The organism is bacterium, from assembly GCA_023382385.1.
Classification (GTDB): Bacteria; Electryoneota; RPQS01; order RPQS01; family RPQS01; genus JABWCQ01.
Genome location: JAHDVH010000003.1, coordinates 291455 through 309703, shown reverse-complemented (window position 1 = coordinate 309703; position 18249 = coordinate 291455). Strand labels below are relative to the sequence as shown.

The window sequence follows — 18249 nt, the reverse complement described above, 5'->3', positions numbered from 1 at the left end:
GTCAGGCGGCAAGCTGCTTCAAAAATTCAATCATGAAAACCGGCAGGTCGTCAGGCTTGCGCGAGGTGATGAGGTGCCTGTCCACCACGACGGCTTCGTCTACCCACTTCGCGCCCGCGTTCACCATGTCATCGCGAATCGCCACATAACTCGTTACTTTCCGTCCGCGCAAAACGCCTGCGGAAACGAGTACCCATCCTCCGTGACAAATACACGCAATCGGTTTCTTTGCGCGATCCATCTCGCGCACGAGAGACAAGACCGCTTCGGACATCCTTAGTTTGTCAGGAGCCCAACCACCAGGTATGACGAGCCCGTCATAACCGGCAGCCTTTATCTTGTCTGCAGTTTTGTCCACTTTAGCAGGATATCCGAATTTGCCTGCGTATTCGGGTGCAGATCCAGTGCCGATCAAGTGAACTTTCACTCCGGCTTCGCGTAAGCGCATCACGGGATACCATACTTCAAGATCCTGGTAGTGATGTTCCACGAGCACCGCAACTTTTTTGCCAGCGATAGACATTCAAACCTCTTACTGCAATCCCGTGACTCTTCTTCGTAAATTTCCGGCATGCTTCGCGAAGGCAGGAGCGTCCATAAGCACAATTCCGGCAATCACAAGGGCTCCACCCAGTGCTAACGGCCAGCCGACAACTTCACCGACAAGAAAGGTCGAGAGAGTAGTTGCGACCACCGGTTGCGGGGTAGTCAGAATTGCGACTTGCGAAGGGTCGACCATCGACAGAATCCTGTACCAGACATTGTAGGCAAGAACAGTCAACACAATTCCTGCGTAGAAAGTGCCGCCCCAGCCAATCCACGTAATATCTGTGTAATCCTGCATACGCGCCGGTATTACCAGGAACGGCAGGCTGATGATTGATCCGATTATCAATACTACGCATGTCGACGGCAAGGCGCCGTATTTCTTGACCAAAGGCTTGCCGACCACGGTATAGGTTGCCCAAGCCAGCACAGCTGTAAATATCAAGACGTCACCCAGGAACAGATCCGAGCTTGTGTCAATAGCTCCTCCCTGCGTAACGACTAAAGCGAGTCCGCAAAGTGCAATAATGATCGCCACGACCTTATGCCGACGAATACGCTCGTAGCCCAAAGCGGAAGACAGAAACAACGCAAATACAGCGGTCGTGCCATAGAGCAAAGAGGCATGGGAAGGCATGGTTTTGCTCATCCCGACCAGATAGATCAACTGGTTGACAGGCACGGCGACCAGCGCCAACACTAAAACCCTGGGCCAGTCTACCTTGTCGATTCTTGGCCACGACCGTGTGACAATAACTAATGTTGAAAGCCCGAAGAGGCCGATCAGCAACCGCCAGAATCCATATGCGAAAGGATTGAACTCGCGAAGCGCAAGCTTGTTGACGACATACCCGAAGCCAGTCACTCCGACATGAGTGAGCATGAGCAGGAAAAGCGTCAGCCGGCGGGATAGGACAGCCTTAGTTTCGGAAGAGTTCAAGCAATTCCGCCGTCGCGCTCAAGTCTGCGCGAACCTCTTCCGCACCTGTCGCTTTCAGCATCTCGACCGAGTATTTTCCCCCCGTTGCAACCGCCAGGGTGCGCAGGCCGAGCCGCTGCGCACCGTAAACGTCGTGCTCTGTGTCACCGATAACCCAAGTCTCTTCCGGCGAAAACAATCGCCCGTAGTAGGCATGTGAGGCGGTGATAGAATCCTGTAGAATCAAGTGACGCTCTTCGTGCTCGTCTCCAAAACCTCCTACGGGAAAGTAGTCATTCAGACCGAAATAGCCGATTTTCACTCGAGCGCCCGCTTCCATGTTGCCGGTGCCGAGAGCTAATGCAAATTCGTGCGGACGCTCTGAAAGGGAAACAAGCAACTCACGCACACCGACGTGCAAATGAGTCCTCTCTGTATTACGAATGGATTCTGGAAGCGCCTCGAGATATCGAGGTTTAAACTCCTGATACGCGTTGCGCCAGTTTCCGCCCAAACCTGTCCTTTCAAAGCACTCGCGGAAGATCAGGGGATCTGTCCGGCCGTGCATCGACACGCCATCCGTGACGGGTTCGACGCCGAAGACCGCGCGGAACGCTCGCCAGTAAGCTCTGCGCGTCGCGCCGTCAAGGTGGGTTAGGGTGCCATCTATGTCGAAAACAAGCAACTTCATATCTATACCAATGCAATTTAAGACAGGACAGCGAGATAGTCAAGGCGGATGCTTTAAGGATTGATTATCTGTGAAAGTCAGACTATCTTAATATGAATGTATTGCCTCCCTCGCTTGAGAGTCCCGGAAAACCTCCAAGGCCCAAAGTTAACAAGGAAAACCGGATATGCGCCTGATGGCACTTAGTCTCCTGATTGCTGCTGCAGCCCACGCCGCGGACACGTTCGTGAACGGCCAGCTTCATCGTGACTTCAATCGTGAAGTCTTCACGTCAACCGTTGAGATTTGGAGCGGAGATCGGCTGGGCTCAAGTTTCTTCTTTGCCGACTTCGATTTCGGGAAAACAGGGCAAACTCAGTCCTATTTCGAAGTTTCCCGGCATTTCGCTTTTGCAAAGATTAAACGGACAGATCTTAACGCAACAATCCAGTTTAATGACGGGGTCACCGGTTTTGACAAAACTGGAGGGAAACTCATTCCCCGCACGGTGTTAGCAGGACTTGCGCTAACAGAATTGCGAATAGGAAGTGCCGTAATCGAGTTGCAAACTCTTTTGCGTCAAGAGTTTGCGTCAGACTTGGGCTGGCAGTTGACAGGTGTCTGGTTCCTGCCAATCAAAAAGTCCAGATTCGAGTTCTTAGGGTATGTGGATTGGAATTCAAACAATTACGGCGACAATCCTGTCTCCGTTCAAGCCGAGCCTCAGTTTCAATACAGGCATCAGCACCTTGCATTCGGGACAGAGTGGGAACTGTCGCGCAATTTCGCGGGTGCATATACTGAAGAGGACGGTTTTGAGTACCACAAGTGGTATCTTCACCCGACTCTATTCATAAGGTATGATTTGTGAGCGAACAAAAGCGTGCGGCTCCCTCTCGCTGGAAGGGCTTTGTCGCGCTAAATTATTTATTTAATTAAGTTTATGTGTTCTCATGGGTGAGAATTTTGGCTTGACAAGTCACGGGAGGTTTGTATATTAAGAGTCTACGCTGGTTTGGAGCTGCGGAGCTGTGTGAAGTGTGAGGCAGAACCTGGCCATCGCCTGCACGAGGCGCGGGGCGGCCGGCGAATGCAGGGCTCATAGCTCAACGGTTAGAGCAGCGGACTCATAATCCGTCGGTTCCAGGTTCGAATCCTGGTGGGCCCACCGTGCGGCAACCACCGGTATCAGCGATGAAAAGGAGTTCCTTGTCTTGCGCACCACGCTGTCGTCGGGAAAACAGGTTGGAAACCGAATTATGGCACGTGGGCAGGGAAATGTAGTTCGAACAGGGTGTGCGGACCAGTTTTCGCGCACCTTTTCTCGTTTTTGGGCACCACGAAGTTGAAGGCAGGCAGAAAGAGTGATCATTCAGGAAGCAACGCCCGAGGAAGTTCGGCAGACGCTCAAGGCGCTGACCGAGATTCAGGAGATTGATTTAGAATTGGCGGACATTGCGGAGGAGCGCGGAGGACTACCAGAACAGGTGGAAGCCTTGGCGGCTCAAATCGCAGAGTACGAGGAGTACATCACCGCTAAAGAAGAGGAACGCAAGAAGGCAGAGAGGGTAGCTGGCGAGAGCGGCCATAAGTTGGCTACTGCGAGAGACTTGCTGGCCAAGTATCAGCAACAGCTTTATGCTGTGACCACGACTCGCGAGTACGACGCAATCACGCTTGAGCAGGATACTGCAAGGCGGGAGATTGCGGAGTTTGAGTTGCTGATTTCGACGAACACAGAACGGGCCATCGAACTGGCTCAAGTGGTCGAGGACAAGCAAGCTGAGCTGGAGCAATTGAAGTCAGACAAAGTGGCGCGCGAGGTAGAGCTTGAGCAGAAGTTGAAAGAGACTGAGGGAGAAGAGAGAAGTCTTCTCGAGCGTCGGGCAGGATTTGCTCAAAGCATCAATCCGCGGCTGCTTGCTCATTATGAGCGCATTCGGGATGCGAAGGACGGTCGCGGCATCGCGGTTCTCGTTGGTGAGGCCTGCGGCGGTTGCTTTGCCTTGATTCCACCGCAGACTCAGGTCGTGATCCGCCAATCGCGGGATATTTATGCCTGTGAGGCGTGTGGCCGATTTGTCGCCCCTGCTGATCTCGATTAGCCTCCGTCGAAATCGTCGTAGCGCGCATGCACTTGGGTAAGTCTTCCATCGAACTTCACGCGCACATTGACGGCGGCGCGCGCGGCAATCCCGGCCCGGCGGCAATCGGAGTCGTTGTTCATGACGACAACGGCACACTTCTCTATGAAGAAGGTTCCTACATTGGCCGCGCGACAAACAACGAAGCGGAGTATCGTGCGCTGATAAGACTGCTGGAAGTCTGCGCCGCCAACCCTCTGATCAAAGGCAGCGGAGCATCGGTCCTTCGAATCGCGTGTGACAGTCTGCTAATCGTCAACCAGGTACTGGGAGAGTGGAAGATCAAGGAACCACGCTTGCAGGAACTGAACAGCGAAGTCCAGCAGAAGAAGAAGTTGCTAAACGGCCTGACTCCGCGCATCCGGCATGTTCGCAGGGAAGAAAATAAGGACGCCGACAAGTTGGTTAACCGGGCCTTGGATGACGCGGAAAAGCGATGAGTAAGATTGCAGGGTTCGCCGGGTGATCGCGCCTGACTTGTCAGGCGAGGAAAGTCCGAACTTCATAGAGCAGAGCGCCGGCTAACAGCCGGGTGTGGCAACGCAACGGAAAGTGCCACAGAAAATACACCGCCCGCAAGGGTAAGGGTGAAATGGTGCGGTAAGAGCGCACCGCGCATTCAGTAATGGATGCGGCAGGGAAAACCCCGCTCGAAGCAAGGCCAAGTATGCCGGGAGTCTCCGTTGCTCGCGGAGCATAGGATCCGGTGGGTAGGCCGCCCGAGGTGATGAGTAATCATCAACCCAGACAGATGATCACCACCCGCAAGGGTACAGAATTCGGCTTACAGGCGAACCCCATTTTTTTTTGGACACAGTTTTCGACGTCTCGTCGCAAACCACGGAACGAGTAACCAACACTCAACCAAGATTTTTGTTTATATGACATACAGGAATAACCATGCAACCCAAATGGGAAATGGTGGAGAGTCGGCCACATGAGGAGATCGAGCGCTTAAGCCGACAAGCCAAAGTCCCCTATACCATTGCGCGGATTCTATTGAATCGCGGAATGGACACACCTGATGCGGTGGATAGATTTTTCAATCCATCGCCCTCGCAGCTGCACGATCCATTCCTCCTTCCAGGTATGGAGCGCGCCGTGGATCGCATTATTGAAGCCCTTCAGGGGCGCGAACGCATCGCGATTTACGGTGATTACGACGTAGACGGGATAACTTCGGTCTCGATGCTCTATTTGTTTCTGCGCGACCTCGGCGGCGACGTTGTGGCCTATATTCCCGATCGGCAGAATGAAGGCTACGGGATATCGCAGGCCGGTCTCGACGAAGTGAAGAAGCAGGGAGCGGATCTGGTCATCTCCGTGGATTGCGGCATCACATCGGTGGCGGAGGCTCTTTACGCAAAATCGCTCGGCCTCGATTTGATCATAAGTGACCATCACGAGCCGGCCGACGAAATGCCCGATGCACTTGCAGTGCTTGACCCAAAGTGCAAGGATTCAAGTTACCCCTTCAGCGAACTCGCCGGCGTAGGGGTGACGTTCAAGCTCGCACAAGGCATTACCAAGACTCTCGGCCTCGATTCGGATTACGCTTTCCGCTACATAGACCTTGTGGCACTCGGGACCGCTGCGGACATCGTTCCTTTGATTGATGAGAATCGGGTGCTGGTAAAAGAGGGGCTTGAGAAGCTCAATGTCTCTCCGGAAGTGGGACTCGCGAGCCTGATTGAGTCAGCGGGAGTGCGAGGGGGTAAGATTGATGTCGGGCAGATAGTCTTCAATATTGCTCCGCGGATCAATGCGGTTGGTCGCATGGGAAGCGCAATGCGAGCCGTGCAGCTCCTAACTACGCGCGATGCCCAGCAGGCACGTGAGGTAGCTCAAGTCTTGGAGCAGGAGAATCGCCGCCGCAAGGAAATCGACAACGATACGCTCAGTCAGGCGCTTGAGGAAATCCGGTATACGATGAACCCGCAGGAGCGTCACTCGATTGTGCTATCTCGGGAAGGCTGGCATTCAGGTGTTATTGGAATCGTGGCGTCGAGACTCATCGAACGATTCTATCGTCCAACGGTCATGATTTCAGTCGAGAACGGTATGGGGAAAGGTTCCGCTCGTTCGGTATCCAATTTCGATATATTCAATGCGCTGAAGGCGTGCTCAGATTTGCTCGAACAGTTCGGCGGACATAAATATGCTGCGGGTCTCACAATTCCCGCAGAGAATATTTCCGCATTCAAGCAGCGATTCGAGGAAGCCTGCAGAGACCTGATGACTGAAGACGACCTGGTGCGCAAGGTGCGGATCGAGAGCGAAATCTCGCTGGACGAGATAACACCCGAAGTTGTTCAAACATTGAAACGTTTTGAACCATTCGGACCTCAGAATACACGTCCGACATTTGTAACTCGGGACCTCGGGACGGCATATCCTCCCCGCATTGTTGGCCAGAACCATCTAAAGTTAGTAGCAACACAAAACGGTCTGCAATTCGAGGCCATCGGATTCAATCTTGGAGAGCGAATCGATCGTTTTATGAATGGCCGCCGTGAGTTCGAGATGGTATACGTAATTGAAGAGAACGAATACCAGAATCGCAAGACGACGCAACTCCGCATTAAGGACCTGCGATGAGCAAGAGACCATTAAAGATCGTGGCCATGTTTCTATTGGCTGCCAGCGTAATTGGGATGGGACGACGCGAGGCTAAGAATCAGGACGCGCCTGCGCCGATAAGTGGTGTAACGGGTCGCGTCGAGATTTGGGAGGGCAATTTCATGCCGCCGGTGGATGAGGCAAGGCGCAATAATCAGATTAAACCCGGTGCGGGACTGCGTGTCAGGCTACATGAGCCGGTAAAGGGACTCCCGGGGGTGAGCGCTGATTCCATTGCTTCTCCGCTGGTTGCCGAGACGGTTTGTGATGAAAAAGGGCGATTCACTATCCCCGTTTCAGAGGGAAAGTACAGCCTCTTCGTTGAGGACGGGGACAGCTGGTACGCAAACGGATGGGACGGTGACGGGGTTCAGGGAGCCGTTGTGGTCGAGCCGAAAAAGATGACCGAAGTGCTCATAAAGAATACAAGAAACGCGACGTTCTAAGATTGCGTAGCCGTTGCACTCAAATACTTGCTCTGTGGCTGTTCATTGCAACCGTTGCGTTTGCACAGTATCCGTACAGCTTGGAGCCTGCGCAGTTAGACACGCTGGTCGTCGATACGCTGCGGACTGACTCCATACCACAGCCTGTTCAGGAAGAGGCGGTACAAGATGATCCCGCTGCACGACTTCGTTCCCAGGCGTTGACGTGGGTTCGTCACCTGCTGTATCGCGGATTTCTTGATGACGAGGTGTCAGGCGTAATGGCGGTCTATGCATTGACGGAATGGAAAGAGTCTACCGGTCCATTCGGCCCTGTCATTGCTCATCTTTCGATCACATATCACGGTGGCGTATCCTGGATGGGCAAGAATGCCGCTTGGCTGCAAGCAACCTACAAGAGCCTCGAGACCGATCGACCAAGCGTGGACTTCGATCTTGTTGTAGAACGCGGGGAGAAGATTGGCGAGGTTTATCGCGGACTTTGGCGGATGAACAAAGAGCCATTCTCCAATGTCAGCTTCGTCTTGCCGCAGAGTGTATTTGATGATGATCGGCTTGATCAGCCGCGACCCGGAGAGAAGACAGAATTAAAACTCTATTCCGGCACATTTCCAGTGACTGTGTACCGGGGGTCCGGCGCAGAGGGCGCGAAGGTGGTCGCCTATCGTAGTACGGGAATCCCACCACTTGGTCTCGTGCGCTTGGGGTACGGGACGCATTGCTTAAACTTGCGTGACCGTGCGGTTGATGTTGAACCCAGATTTGAAGTACCGCTCCCAACCAGTCGATAAGTCGGGATTTTTCATGAAGACTTTCGTCACGCTTGGTATTGCACTCCTTTGTTCGCAGCTGCTTGCCGCAGAATTCGTAAAGGAAGGCAATGAGTATGTCTATCGGGATACCGTCCGATTTGAAGAATCGGCCGCGGGCGTAAAGTTTCTCGCCTGCGAATTGGTCAATGGAAGACTTGATCTGAGCGGTGAAGAACGTCAAGCGATTTCCGTGGTCGCTTACGTTGAGGTCCGCGCACAAGACCTTGAGGAAGGGCAAAGATATCTCGAGGGGCTAAAGCCCACAGTAAGGAAAGAGGGCGCAGAAGTCAGGATCGCTGGTGTGTATCCCAAATTTGCGAAAGACCTCGCAGACGTTGTTGCGAATCTTGATTTTGATGTAAGAGCTCCGGGCACCGTGAAACTGCAAGGCTCCTGCGCAAATGGAACTCTCAACGTGCGCGAGATGACGAGCGATGCAGAGTTGTCTTGCGCGAACGGAGAAATCCATTTTATCAGTGACGCCAACGTCACTGGACGACTTGATGCTTCGTGCGCCAACGGCAAAGTCGCGATCCAAGCCTCAGATTTGCATGGCAGCTGCCATGTGAGCACAGCGAATGGCAGAGCGTCTGTCAGAATCCTGAAGCAGCTTGCCGGAGATATTTTCGCATCGACCGCAAATGGTGAGATTGACATCGCCGTGCCGGAATCGTCAAGCTTCACTATTAAAGGAAGTTCCATGGTCAAGGGGTCCATTAAGACAGACTGGGGCGACGCCAACGATGGCGGCATAATAGGCGAGAACTTGGAACTCATAGTCAATGGTGGCCAACACAAGGTAGACTGTAGCACGGCCAATGGGACAATTACGATTCGCAAGTCCAACGAAGCAAACTGATTCCACAGGCGCTCATTGAAACGGCTTTCGACCAACATTCGCACCTCCGACCCGGGCTTTGCTGAAAACGCGAAGGCGATGAGTGCGCTCGTCGACGAATTGCGCGCCAAGCTGAACTTGCTTTTCCCGGCCGGCGGACCTCAGCAGCATATCGATCGTCACGTTGAACGCGGCAAGTTGCCTGTTCGCGAGCGGCTAAATCGCCTATTCGACCCTCATTCTCCCTTTCTCGAGCTAAGCCCCCTTGCGGCCATTGGAATGTACGGAGATGAAGCGCCCGGAGCGGGAATCGTGACAGGGATTGGTGTTGTGCATGGCCGCGAGGTTCTCGTGGTAGCAAATGACGCTACCGTCAAGGGGGGAACGTATTTCCCGATGACGATCAAGAAACACCTGCGGGCACAGGAAATAGCGCTGCACAACCATCTGCCCTGCGTCTATCTGGTGGACTCGGGGGGTATCTTTCTGCCTGAGCAGGCGGGAACTTTCGCCGACCGCGACCATTTCGGGCGGATCTTCTTCAATCAGGCAAATTTAAGCGCACAGAGAATTCCGCAAGTCGCAATCGTCATGGGATCGTGTACGGCGGGTGGCGCATATGTACCCGCGATGTCAGACGAAACCGTGATCGTAAAGGGAACCGGTACGATTTTTATTGGAGGACCCCCTCTCGTTAAAGCAGCGACTGGCATCGAAGTCACCGCTGAGGAGCTTGGTGGTGCGGACGTTCATACTCGGGTATCCGGAGTTGCCGATCACTTTGCCGAGAACGATGCGCATGCGCTCGACATTGCGCGTTCGATTATTGAATCGCTTGGTCCAAGGCCGAAATTCGAGTTTGATCAGACTTCGCCGGAAGAACCCTACTACGATCCTAAAGAGTTGCTCGGACTTGTCCCGGTGGACGTGCGCAAACCGTTCAACATGAAGGAAGTCATCGCCCGCATCGTGGACGGATCTCGCTTTCAGGAATTCAAAGCTCGTTATGGAACAACTTTGATATGCGGGTTTGCACGGATTCACGGCTATCTTGTCGGGATCATTGCGAATAACGGCGTTCTGTTCGGAGAGTCTGCCAAGAAAGGTGCACACTTCATCGAGCTGTGTTGTCTACGTAAGATCCCACTGGTGTTCCTTCAAAACATTACCGGCTTTATTGTCGGCAAAGAATACGAGCACGGGGCAATCGCTTCAGATGGAGCAAAAATGGTGCACGCGGTTGCATGCGCCAATGTTCCAAAGTTTTCCGTGGTGATAGGCTCCTCGGCGGGTGCGGGGAATTATGCCATGTGTGGAAGGGGCTATAGTCCTCGGCTTCTCTGGATGTGGCCGCATTCTCGAATAAGCGTTATGGGGTCACAACAGGCTGCAGACGTGTTGGTTCAAGTCAAACGTGAGCAATTGGAGGCGAAGGGGCAGACTCTTTCAGACGAAGCCGCCGAGAACATTCGCAAGCCAGTGCTTGAGCAATACGAGCGCGAGGGGAATCCCTATTACTCAACAGCACGCCTTTGGGATGACGGCATACTGGATCCTTTGTCCACCCGTGACGCGATTGGTCTCGGTATCGCCATGTCCGCCAATGCACCGGTACCAGAGTATCAGCCGGGTGTCTACCGCATGTAGGTATGGAGACACCGATCTTTGAAGAATCTCAGGAAATTCCCTTGCGCGGTCCGCTCGCTTTTATGTCAGGCGCCGCTTTCTTTGTGATTCCGCTATTCACCACCATGCCTCTCCCGCTGATTCTGTTGATGTTTGCATGTGGTATCGGCATGAGTACGTTTATCGGCGCTTTCATGCGAATGCACACACTTGTAACGTCCGCAGTTCTTTCATTTGGGCCAAAATTATGGACACGGCGCATTCCCATTTCCGAGATCGAAGTCATTGGCCCAGAGCAAATTCCACTGTTGGCGGGTGTGGGGATTCACAAGTTTCGCGGAAAGATCTACTACAACATGCGACTTGGGGAAGGCTTGGCTATCCGAACCGGTAAGCGCCATTATGTCGTGGGATCCGCGAGGATTCAGCAACTCCAACTTGCGCTTGAAACCGCAAGACGCGAGAGTGCCCGATGAGCTTCGTGCGAATTGAGAAGAGCGGACCGATTACGCGGCTCATGCTGATGCGAGCGGACGTTCGCAACGCATTCAACGCGGAAATGATTGCCGAACTGACGGAGTCCATAACACACCTTGCAAGCGACCCTGAGTTGCGGGTGCTTGTCCTCGCCGCAGACGGGCCGACCTTCTGCGCCGGCGCGGATGTAAATTGGATGCGCTCACAGATTGGCGTCTCTGAAGAAGAGAATCTGCGCGATGCAAAGAGGCTGTTTGATCTATTTCGCGCAACATATGAGTTTCCTAAGCCGATTATCGCGCGAGTTCAAGGCGGCGCATTTGGAGGCGGTGCAGGTTTGATTTGCTGTTCCGACATTGTGATCATGGCAAGTGATGCGCAGACCGCATTTAGTGAAGTGAGGCTGGGAATTGTCCCGGCTACGATTTCAGCATTCGTTCTACGCAAGATCGGTGAAGGTCGTGCGAGAGAGCTGTTCCTGACGGGCCGTCGAATATCATCTGAAGATTGCCTACGAATAGGACTTGCGAACGAGGTCGTTCCCGAGGATCAGCTTGATGACGCGGTCGATCGGTGGGTCAACGAGTTGCTGCTTTCGGCATCATCTGCTCAGACTCTGACAAAAGAACTACTTCGAGAAGTGCCACGACTAACGATAACAGAGTCACGCGACTTCACAGCCGTCAGGATTGCTCGACAACGAGTCAGTCCGGAAGGACAGGAAGGGCTTTCCGCCCTGTTGGAGAAACGGCCGCCGTCTTGGAGTCCGCCTCGGTGATCCGTTCTTTGCTGATTGCAAACCGCGGCGAGATTGCAGTGCGAGTCATGCGGACGGCTCGCGCTCTGGGAATCCGCACAATCGCGGTATACAGTGATGCAGATCGTGACGCGCTGCACGTGGAGATCGCGGACGAAGCAGTGCATATTGGAGCCTCTCCCGCCTCAGAAAGCTACTTGGATATCGAGAAGATTATCGCTGCGGCTCGGGAACATGGCGCCGAAGCTATTCATCCGGGTTACGGGTTTCTCTCAGAAAATCCTCGATTCTCCGAGGCGGTGCAGCTCGCCGGATTGATTTTCGTTGGACCACCTGCAATCGCGATGCGCCGACTGGGAGACAAGATATCATCGCGTGAATTAGCAACAGCACAGCAGGTGCCGATCACGCCCGGCGCACTGTTGCCTGATGCGACGGCGCAACAAGCCCTGAACGAAGCTACGAAGATTGGCTTTCCCGTCTTAATTAAAGCTGCTGCAGGTGGCGGCGGCAAGGGGATGAGAATCGTTCGATTTCCCGAGGATGTCGAGCAGTCGTTTGACGCGGCTCGCCGGGAAGCGAAGTCAGCCTTCGGCGACGAAGCAGTGTATCTCGAAAAGTACATTGACAACCCTCGACACGTTGAGTTTCAAGTATTCTGTGACGCGCACGGGAACGCGGTGCATCTTGGCGAACGAGAGTGCTCTGTTCAAAGGCGACATCAGAAGATTATTGAAGAGTCACCAAGCGTTGCACTCACCCCGGAGCTGAGGGAACGCATGGGTGAAGCTGCAATAAGCATTGTAAAAGCCGCAAACTATCTAAATGCAGGTACCGTCGAATTCCTTCTGGATGGGGATAGATTCTATTTCCTCGAAGTGAATGCCCGCCTGCAGGTTGAACATCCCGTTACGGAAATGGTTACCGGTGAAGACCTCGTTGCCTGGCAGCTTGCCGTGGCTTCGGGCGAGCCTCTTCCAAAGACACAGAATGAGATTCAGTTTCGCGGCCACGCCATAGAGTGTCGTGTATACGCCGAGGATCCGTCGAATGGATTCTTGCCCTCGTGTGGTACGATCTTGAGGTTGGAAGAGCCGCATGCGCCTGGGCTGCGCGTCGACTCTGGTATCCGTGAAGGCTTTGATGTGCCGGTGTTCTACGATCCGATATTGAGTAAGGTCATCTGTTGGGCTGACAACCGAGATCACGCGATCGCGCGCATGCGAGATGCCCTGAAACACTACATTTTGCTGGGGGTTCGCTCACCTCTTGGGTACATGCAAGATGTTCTTGCGCACCCAGAATTTCTGGCTGGCAATCTCTCGACGCATTTCATCGAGCAACATTTTTCTAACTGGTCCGAGCCAGTTTTAACAGCCGAGGCGCTTGCAGCGTTGCTTGCATCCGCGCATGAATCTTCCCGAATGAGAGTTGCGGCCAACACAGTCGAAGGCGAGCCGTCAGCTAAATCGCCATGGCATACCTTGGGAGATTGGAGAACCGCTGGAGCTGGGGCGTGAGTCAATCGTTTCGATTGGGTAATCAGCAACTGACCGCTACGATCGTTCACAGGTCGCCCGATGTGATCGAAGTGTCGCGAGGCGATGAAACGGCGGTTTTTCGTTGCGATTGCAGTGGTCGCCAACTCATACTGGATGGCGATCGAAAACGCTATCGAACGCTTGCCGCACGCCAGAAAGACCGAATATTTGTGTGGATCGACGGCCGGATACTTGACCTTCTGGAAGTTGAAGTAAGTGCTTTGGAATCAGCTGTCGGAGGGTCTCAGAATGAGATTCGCTCACCGATGCCGGGAACAATCATCCAATTGAATGTGGCGGTCGGTGAGGCTGTCGAGGCCGGCCGCATTGTGGCTGTCCTTGAAGCGATGAAGATGGAGCATAATTTGCGCGCACCGCGGAACGGCAAGATATCAAAGGTTGAAATTGCGGTCGGTCAGACTGTTTCTGCAGATGCCCTTTTGATTAGTCTGGAGTCAGATGAATAGCACGTTGACTCCGCGCTGTGTGTACGTGGACAGTCGAAGCGTGACGGATGCAATTCCGCAGCTCGTAGAACTTGGACTTGGTGTGGAAGTGATGTTCGGGAGTACGGAGTCGTTATGGCCGAAGACAAAGTGGGATGTGCTTCTCGGACTTGCGGATGATCTCGCTGACGCTCAGATACAAGTTTCTTGTCATGGACCCTTCAATAGTCTTGCGCTTGCGAGCAAAGACGATCATATTGCAGAGTATTCATTTCAATCTTTGGCGGCGGGGATCGAGGCCTCGCGTGTACTTGGTTCGCCGCTAATGGTGCTTCACACTGGTTTCTTGCCGCAGTATCCGCCGACCGCACGCGAAAAGTGGCTTGACTCTTTTTGCAGTAAACTGCGTATTCTCCTTGAGGTTGCTTCAGAGAACAGCATTGTGCTCGCCGTAGAGAATACGTACGAACCGGACACGAGCCTATTCGAAGACATTTTTGCGCGGATCCAGCATCCGTATCTCGGGATGTGTTTTGACACAGGGCATGCTGCATGCTTTTCCCGGATTCCTGCTACAGACTGGATTGAGCGGTTTTCAGAGCAAATAGTTCACTTACACTTAAGTGACAACGACGGAAACGCCGACTTGCATTGGTCGCTCGGCAAAGGCGTTGTCAACATCGCTTCTGTGATAGGACCATTGCTTTCCAGAGGTGCGCGCCCTTCCGTCACATTGGAAGTGTCCATCGAGGATGCGAAGGCATCCAATGACTATCTTGAACAAGTATTGGCATCCTTACTCCCTCTTAGAAATGACTAACACCGAAAAACCACTGCCTCCGAAAAAGCAAAGAAGCGCTGAGATCGAGAGGCTCGAACGCGCATTGCGTGATGCAGATATCTCTTCAGAAGAGTATCAAGCCTTGCGGGAGGAGTTGCGCAAGAATCGCAAGCGCAACGAGGGCGCAGGCGATAATCCATTAGACAATCTCTACGACGAACCTTAAAGAAGACAAAACTCGATGAATCTGGGCGACAGACTGCCACTAACTGAAGAGCAGAAAATGCTGCGCGACATGGTGCGCGATTTTGCTGAGACTAAAATCAAGCCCATAGCCGCCGAAATTGATGAAACCGAGCGATTCCCCGAAGAGATTTTTGCGGAAATGGGTGAGCTTGGATTGATGGGAATACCTTATCCTGATGAGTATGGCGGCGCCGGAATGGACTATGTGTCCTACGCGCTCGCTGTCGAGGAGATCGCAAAAGTATGCGGCTCTACTGCGTTGGGTTTGGCCGCGCACATCTCGTTAGGTTGCGGGCCGATTTATCTGTTTGGTACTGAGGCGCAAAAGAAGAAATATTTGCCTGAGCTGTGTGCTGGTGCGCACATGGGAGGTTTTGGTTTAACGGAACCTCAAGCTGGTAGCGATGCGGGGGCGACCAAAACGGCTGCCGTGGATATGGGTGATCACTATTTGCTCAACGGCACGAAGATTTACTGCACGAACGGTTCTCACTCAAAGACCTACGTCGTAAGCGCGATCACCGAGAAGGGTAAAGGTACACGGGGAATAAGCTGCTTTATTATCGAACGAGATTGGGAAGGATTTGCTGTCGGGAAGAAAGAACGAAAACTTGGCGTCCGTGGATCTGATACGGTGGTCTTACACTTCAATGACGTCAAGGTCCCCAAAGAGAATTTATTAGGCAAACCCGGCGAAGGCTTTAAACAGATGCTCATGACGCTCGATGGAGGCAGAATCTCAATCGGAGCGATGGCCTTGGGACTTGCGGAAGGTGCCTATCTCGAAACTCTAAAGTATACCACCGGTCGCAAGGCATTTGATCAGCGGATCGCGGACTTTCAAGCGACCCAGTTTAAACTTGCTGACATGCACGTGCAAATCGAAGCCGCGCGTCATCTGATTTTCGATGCCGCCCGGCGGAAAGATAACGGAGAAGACTTCTCAAGGGAAGCCGCTATGGCAAAGCTCTTTGCCAGCGAGATGTCCGCTCGCGTAACGTCTCAAGCGATACAGCTTCACGGAGGATACGGTTACGTACGTGAATACCCTGTCGAACGCATGTTTCGCGATAACAAACTGACGGAAATCGGCGAAGGAACATCCGAGATTCAGCGCATGGTGATCGCACGTTCGATTCTTAAAGAATGGGATCAGTCCTGAGCGCTTTTGGGGAATGGTGCCAAGGCTTAGCTTGGTATTCGCAAGCAGAGGCATGACGTGAAATTTGACTTAGGTGGCCTTCGTCTGGATTTGCTCGATGACGGGCTATTCGAGTTGCGACCAGAGACGTTTGTTAAGATTTCAAGAGGTCGCAGTGCCGAGTTACTTGACAAAACCAGATTTCGTCCTCGAATCAAGGTAGGCTTCAATAGTCTTCTTGTCCGAAGCGAAGATAGGACAGTGCTGATAGACCCTGGTACCGGAGACAAAGAGCGCGCTGCGCAGCGACGAAACTACAATCTCGATTGGCCGCGCCGAGTATTGTCGCAGCTAAAAGAGCTTGGTGTTCGTCGCGAACAGGTTGATACGGTCGTATTGACACATTTGCACTGGGATCACGCCGGAGCGTGCACGACTGTCGGACACGGAGGCCAGCTTGAACCCACGTTTCCCAAGGCGCGTTATGTCCTGCAGCGCCGAGAGCTTCAAGGTGCCCGCGACGGCGTCGCCGCCGGAGACGACGGCTATGCGCCGGAGGATTTCGAACCACTCGTTAGCATGGGCAGACTTGACTTGATTGACGAGGAAGACCAGCAAATTCTGCCTTGGCTAAGCGTTCATTGGAGTGGCGGTCATTCGCCCGGCCATCAGGTTGTGCGGATCGGTCCGCAAGGAGGAAAGCGTGTGATGTACCTCAGCGACGTGCTTCCCACGACGGCACAACTTTCACTTGAAAGCGGAATGTCGTACGACCAGAATCCAGAAGAGTTAAGACAGGCAAAGTTGAAGTTTATGACGCAGGCTGCTAAAGACATGGACGCTGTCGTCCTCGTCCATGCGCCCCGCAACCGAGTCGGACACCTGCGAGAGATAGCTCCCGGAGAATTCAAGTTTCAACACTTAACCTTGTAGTTTTTTCCACACTGACAATTCCGTTCAATTTACAACTATAAATCGGTGATTTTAAAGTCATGCACCCAAACACACCTGTTATTACTAGCGCAGCGCGCACGGCCATTGGATCTTTCATGGGATCGTTTGCGGCTGTGCCGGCCACAGCGCTGGCCGCACATGTCCTTAAGGCAAATCTCGATCGTTCACAAGTTGAGCCTCGCGAAGTCGACGAAGTAATTCTTGGTCAAGTCCTGCAGGGCGGCGTCGGACAGGCGCCCGCGCGACAGGCGGCACTATTTGCCGGAATTCCCGACACGTCGTCGGCGTGGACGGTGAACAAAGTTTGTTCATCCGGCCTACGTGCTGTCATGTCCGCTGCACAGACGGTATCGCTTGGCGAAGCGAAAATTATGCTTGCTGGGGGAATGGAAAACATGTCGATGTCTCCCTACGTTTTGGACCGTGCCCGCGGTGGCTATCGTCTCGGACACGGTGCGCTTAATGACATGATGATCCTCGATGGTCTCTGGGATCCGTACAAGAACATCCACATGGGACAGTGTGCAGAAATGTGCGCGCGCGAGCACAAGATTAGTCGTGAGCAGCAAGACGAGTTCGCGTCTGAATCTTATCGCAGAGCACAGGCAGCCATTAAAGACGGCAAATTCAATAGTGAAATCGTGCCGGTTGTCATTAAGGACAGGAAAGGCGAAGTCTCTGTCGATGTGGATGAAGAACCAGGCAAAGTGAATTTCGACAAGATGGCGCAGCTAAAACCGGCCTTTGAGAAAGACGGAACGATCACTGCTGCAAATGCCTCCAAGATAAATGACGGTGCTTCGGCTGTTATGGTGATGTCGTCCGAGGAAGCCGGGCGACGTGGCCTCAAGCCACTTGCAAGGATCGTCGGCTACACAACCTACAGCCATGCCCCCGAGTGGTTTGCTACAGCGCCGGCTCCGGCAGTGCAGAAACTGCTGCGCCGGATTGACTGGAAGGCAACGGATGTAGATCTGTTCGAATTGAACGAAGCTTTTGCGGTTGTTGGTCTCTATAACGCGAAGGAAATTGGCGTCAAGTCTGAGAAGGTAAATGTCTGGGGAGGAGCAGTCGCGCTGGGCCATCCCATCGGCTCTTCAGGTTGCCGTATTTTGGTAACACTGATTCATGCACTTCAGGATCGCGGCGGAAAGCGCGGCATAGTTGGAATTTGTAACGGCGGTGGAGAAGCGACGGCATTGGCAGTCGAGATGCTGTAGACCTCATTAGTGCAGCTAAATCACACAAATTGTTCCGGACGGAATTCCGTAATCCAACCGGAGAGA

At 53.3% G+C, this 18249-nt stretch carries 20 protein-coding genes, 1 tRNA gene and 1 other RNA gene; 19 read left to right on the top strand and 3 right to left on the bottom strand.

The genetic code is table 11. From position 1 onward, the window contains the following. Window position 1 precedes the first annotated feature (1 nt). Genes KJZ99_09580 through KJZ99_09570 form a run of 3 tightly spaced genes read right to left on the bottom strand, consistent with a single transcriptional unit; the run spans window position 2 to window position 2156 of the window. On the bottom strand, window positions 2-523 hold the full coding sequence (locus KJZ99_09580; protein MCL4306152.1) for a type 1 glutamine amidotransferase: 522 nt from the start codon (window positions 521-523) through the stop codon (window positions 2-4). Between the two features lie 9 nt (window positions 524-532). Further along, window positions 533-1486 carry an EamA family transporter gene (locus KJZ99_09575; GenBank protein MCL4306151.1) on the bottom strand — a complete coding sequence of 318 codons (954 nt, stop codon included), beginning with the start codon at window positions 1484-1486 and terminating at the stop codon, window positions 533-535. After that, window positions 1467-2156, bottom strand: coding sequence for an HAD hydrolase-like protein (locus tag KJZ99_09570; GenBank protein ID MCL4306150.1), 690 nt, complete (start codon window positions 2154-2156; stop codon window positions 1467-1469). Before KJZ99_09570 ends, KJZ99_09575 begins: the two co-directional genes overlap by 20 nt. 175 nt (window positions 2157-2331) lie before the next feature. On the opposite strand from KJZ99_09570, the gene KJZ99_09565 reads away from it, so the two are divergent. The 19 genes from KJZ99_09565 (at window position 2332) to KJZ99_09475 (ending at window position 18183) form a co-directional block, all read left to right on the top strand. Further along, window positions 2332-3006, top strand: coding sequence for a DUF5020 family protein (locus KJZ99_09565; protein MCL4306149.1), 675 nt, complete (start codon window positions 2332-2334; stop codon window positions 3004-3006). Window positions 3007-3230: 224 nt separating this feature from the next. Next, window positions 3231-3303, top strand: a tRNA-Ile gene (locus KJZ99_09560). Window positions 3304-3499: 196 nt separating this feature from the next. Next, window positions 3500-4240 carry a hypothetical protein gene (locus tag KJZ99_09555; GenBank protein ID MCL4306148.1) on the top strand — a complete coding sequence of 247 codons (741 nt, stop codon included), beginning with the start codon at window positions 3500-3502 and terminating at the stop codon, window positions 4238-4240. A 26-nt stretch (window positions 4241-4266) separates the two neighbouring features. Beyond that, on the top strand, window positions 4267-4719 hold the full coding sequence (locus tag KJZ99_09550) for a ribonuclease HI family protein (GenBank protein MCL4306147.1): 453 nt from the start codon (window positions 4267-4269) through the stop codon (window positions 4717-4719). Between the two features lie 10 nt (window positions 4720-4729). Then, window positions 4730-5082: RNase P RNA component class A (gene rnpB / locus KJZ99_09545), an RNA gene on the top strand. A 97-nt stretch (window positions 5083-5179) separates the two neighbouring features. Then, window positions 5180-6877: a single-stranded-DNA-specific exonuclease RecJ gene (gene recJ, locus KJZ99_09540; protein ID MCL4306146.1), complete on the top strand. Its 1698-nt coding sequence runs from the start codon at window positions 5180-5182 to the stop codon at window positions 6875-6877. Beyond that, window positions 6874-7344, top strand: a complete 471-nt coding sequence (locus KJZ99_09535; GenBank protein MCL4306145.1) for a hypothetical protein — start codon at window positions 6874-6876, stop codon at window positions 7342-7344. Before recJ ends, KJZ99_09535 begins: the two co-directional genes overlap by 4 nt. Before the next feature lie 2 nt (window positions 7345-7346). Further along, on the top strand, window positions 7347-8135 hold the full coding sequence (locus KJZ99_09530) for a hypothetical protein (GenBank protein ID MCL4306144.1): 789 nt from the start codon (window positions 7347-7349) through the stop codon (window positions 8133-8135). 13 nt (window positions 8136-8148) lie between these two features. Then, window positions 8149-9015 (top strand): hypothetical protein, encoded by an 867-nt coding sequence (locus KJZ99_09525; protein MCL4306143.1) that lies wholly within the window; start codon window positions 8149-8151, stop codon window positions 9013-9015. A 78-nt stretch (window positions 9016-9093) separates the two neighbouring features. Then, a complete protein-coding gene (locus KJZ99_09520; protein MCL4306142.1) occupies window positions 9094-10641 on the top strand; it encodes a methylcrotonoyl-CoA carboxylase in 1548 nt (515 codons plus the stop codon). Window positions 10642-10643: 2 nt separating this feature from the next. Then, window positions 10644-11096 carry a hypothetical protein gene (locus tag KJZ99_09515; protein MCL4306141.1) on the top strand — a complete coding sequence of 151 codons (453 nt, stop codon included), beginning with the start codon at window positions 10644-10646 and terminating at the stop codon, window positions 11094-11096. Continuing rightward, the gene (locus KJZ99_09510; GenBank protein MCL4306140.1) at window positions 11093-11875 is read left to right on the top strand and encodes an enoyl-CoA hydratase/isomerase family protein; all 783 of its coding nucleotides are present in this window, start codon (window positions 11093-11095) and stop codon (window positions 11873-11875) included. Before KJZ99_09515 ends, KJZ99_09510 begins: the two co-directional genes overlap by 4 nt. Next, window positions 11875-13374, top strand: a complete 1500-nt coding sequence (locus KJZ99_09505; GenBank protein ID MCL4306139.1) for an acetyl-CoA carboxylase biotin carboxylase subunit — start codon at window positions 11875-11877, stop codon at window positions 13372-13374. The genes KJZ99_09510 and KJZ99_09505 overlap by 1 nt, the downstream gene beginning before the upstream one ends. Continuing rightward, a complete protein-coding gene (locus tag KJZ99_09500; GenBank protein MCL4306138.1) occupies window positions 13371-13862 on the top strand; it encodes a hypothetical protein in 492 nt (163 codons plus the stop codon). Before KJZ99_09505 ends, KJZ99_09500 begins: the two co-directional genes overlap by 4 nt. Then, window positions 13855-14661: a sugar phosphate isomerase/epimerase gene (locus KJZ99_09495; protein MCL4306137.1), complete on the top strand. Its 807-nt coding sequence runs from the start codon at window positions 13855-13857 to the stop codon at window positions 14659-14661. Before KJZ99_09500 ends, KJZ99_09495 begins: the two co-directional genes overlap by 8 nt. After that, complete coding sequence (locus KJZ99_09490) at window positions 14654-14848, top strand: hypothetical protein (protein ID MCL4306136.1); 195 nt, start codon at window positions 14654-14656, stop codon at window positions 14846-14848. Before KJZ99_09495 ends, KJZ99_09490 begins: the two co-directional genes overlap by 8 nt. 15 nt (window positions 14849-14863) lie before the next feature. Beyond that, entirely contained in the window at window positions 14864-16030 is a 1167-nt protein-coding gene (locus tag KJZ99_09485) for an acyl-CoA dehydrogenase (protein MCL4306135.1), read from the top strand. A 57-nt stretch (window positions 16031-16087) separates the two neighbouring features. Then, a complete protein-coding gene (locus tag KJZ99_09480) occupies window positions 16088-16942 on the top strand; it encodes an MBL fold metallo-hydrolase (GenBank protein ID MCL4306134.1) in 855 nt (284 codons plus the stop codon). Window positions 16943-17001: 59 nt separating this feature from the next. After that, complete coding sequence (locus KJZ99_09475) at window positions 17002-18183, top strand: thiolase family protein (GenBank protein ID MCL4306133.1); 1182 nt, start codon at window positions 17002-17004, stop codon at window positions 18181-18183. The last annotated feature ends 66 nt before the right edge of the window (window positions 18184-18249 follow it).

Bases quoted from the DNA above. Each gene is read 5' to 3' on its own strand.
- KJZ99_09580 (MCL4306152.1), bottom strand. From the start codon at position 523: ATGTCTATCGCTGGCAAAAAAGTTGCGGTGCTCGTGGAACATCACTAC.
- KJZ99_09570 (MCL4306150.1), bottom strand. From the start codon at position 2,156: ATGAAGTTGCTTGTTTTCGACATAGATGGCACCCTAACCCACCTTGAC.
- KJZ99_09565 (MCL4306149.1), top strand. From the start codon at position 2,332: ATGGCACTTAGTCTCCTGATTGCTGCTGCAGCCCACGCCGCGGACACG.
- KJZ99_09550 (MCL4306147.1), top strand. From the start codon at position 4,267: ATGCACTTGGGTAAGTCTTCCATCGAACTTCACGCGCACATTGACGGC.
- recJ (MCL4306146.1), top strand. From the start codon at position 5,180: ATGCAACCCAAATGGGAAATGGTGGAGAGTCGGCCACATGAGGAGATC.
- KJZ99_09535 (MCL4306145.1), top strand. From the start codon at position 6,874: ATGAGCAAGAGACCATTAAAGATCGTGGCCATGTTTCTATTGGCTGCC.
- KJZ99_09525 (MCL4306143.1), top strand. From the start codon at position 8,149: ATGAAGACTTTCGTCACGCTTGGTATTGCACTCCTTTGTTCGCAGCTG.
- KJZ99_09520 (MCL4306142.1), top strand. From the start codon at position 9,094: ATGAGTGCGCTCGTCGACGAATTGCGCGCCAAGCTGAACTTGCTTTTC.
- KJZ99_09515 (MCL4306141.1), top strand. From the start codon at position 10,644: ATGGAGACACCGATCTTTGAAGAATCTCAGGAAATTCCCTTGCGCGGT.
- KJZ99_09510 (MCL4306140.1), top strand. From the start codon at position 11,093: ATGAGCTTCGTGCGAATTGAGAAGAGCGGACCGATTACGCGGCTCATG.
- KJZ99_09495 (MCL4306137.1), top strand. From the start codon at position 13,855: ATGAATAGCACGTTGACTCCGCGCTGTGTGTACGTGGACAGTCGAAGC.
- KJZ99_09490 (MCL4306136.1), top strand. From the start codon at position 14,654: ATGACTAACACCGAAAAACCACTGCCTCCGAAAAAGCAAAGAAGCGCT.
- KJZ99_09485 (MCL4306135.1), top strand. From the start codon at position 14,864: ATGAATCTGGGCGACAGACTGCCACTAACTGAAGAGCAGAAAATGCTG.
- KJZ99_09475 (MCL4306133.1), top strand. From the start codon at position 17,002: ATGCACCCAAACACACCTGTTATTACTAGCGCAGCGCGCACGGCCATT.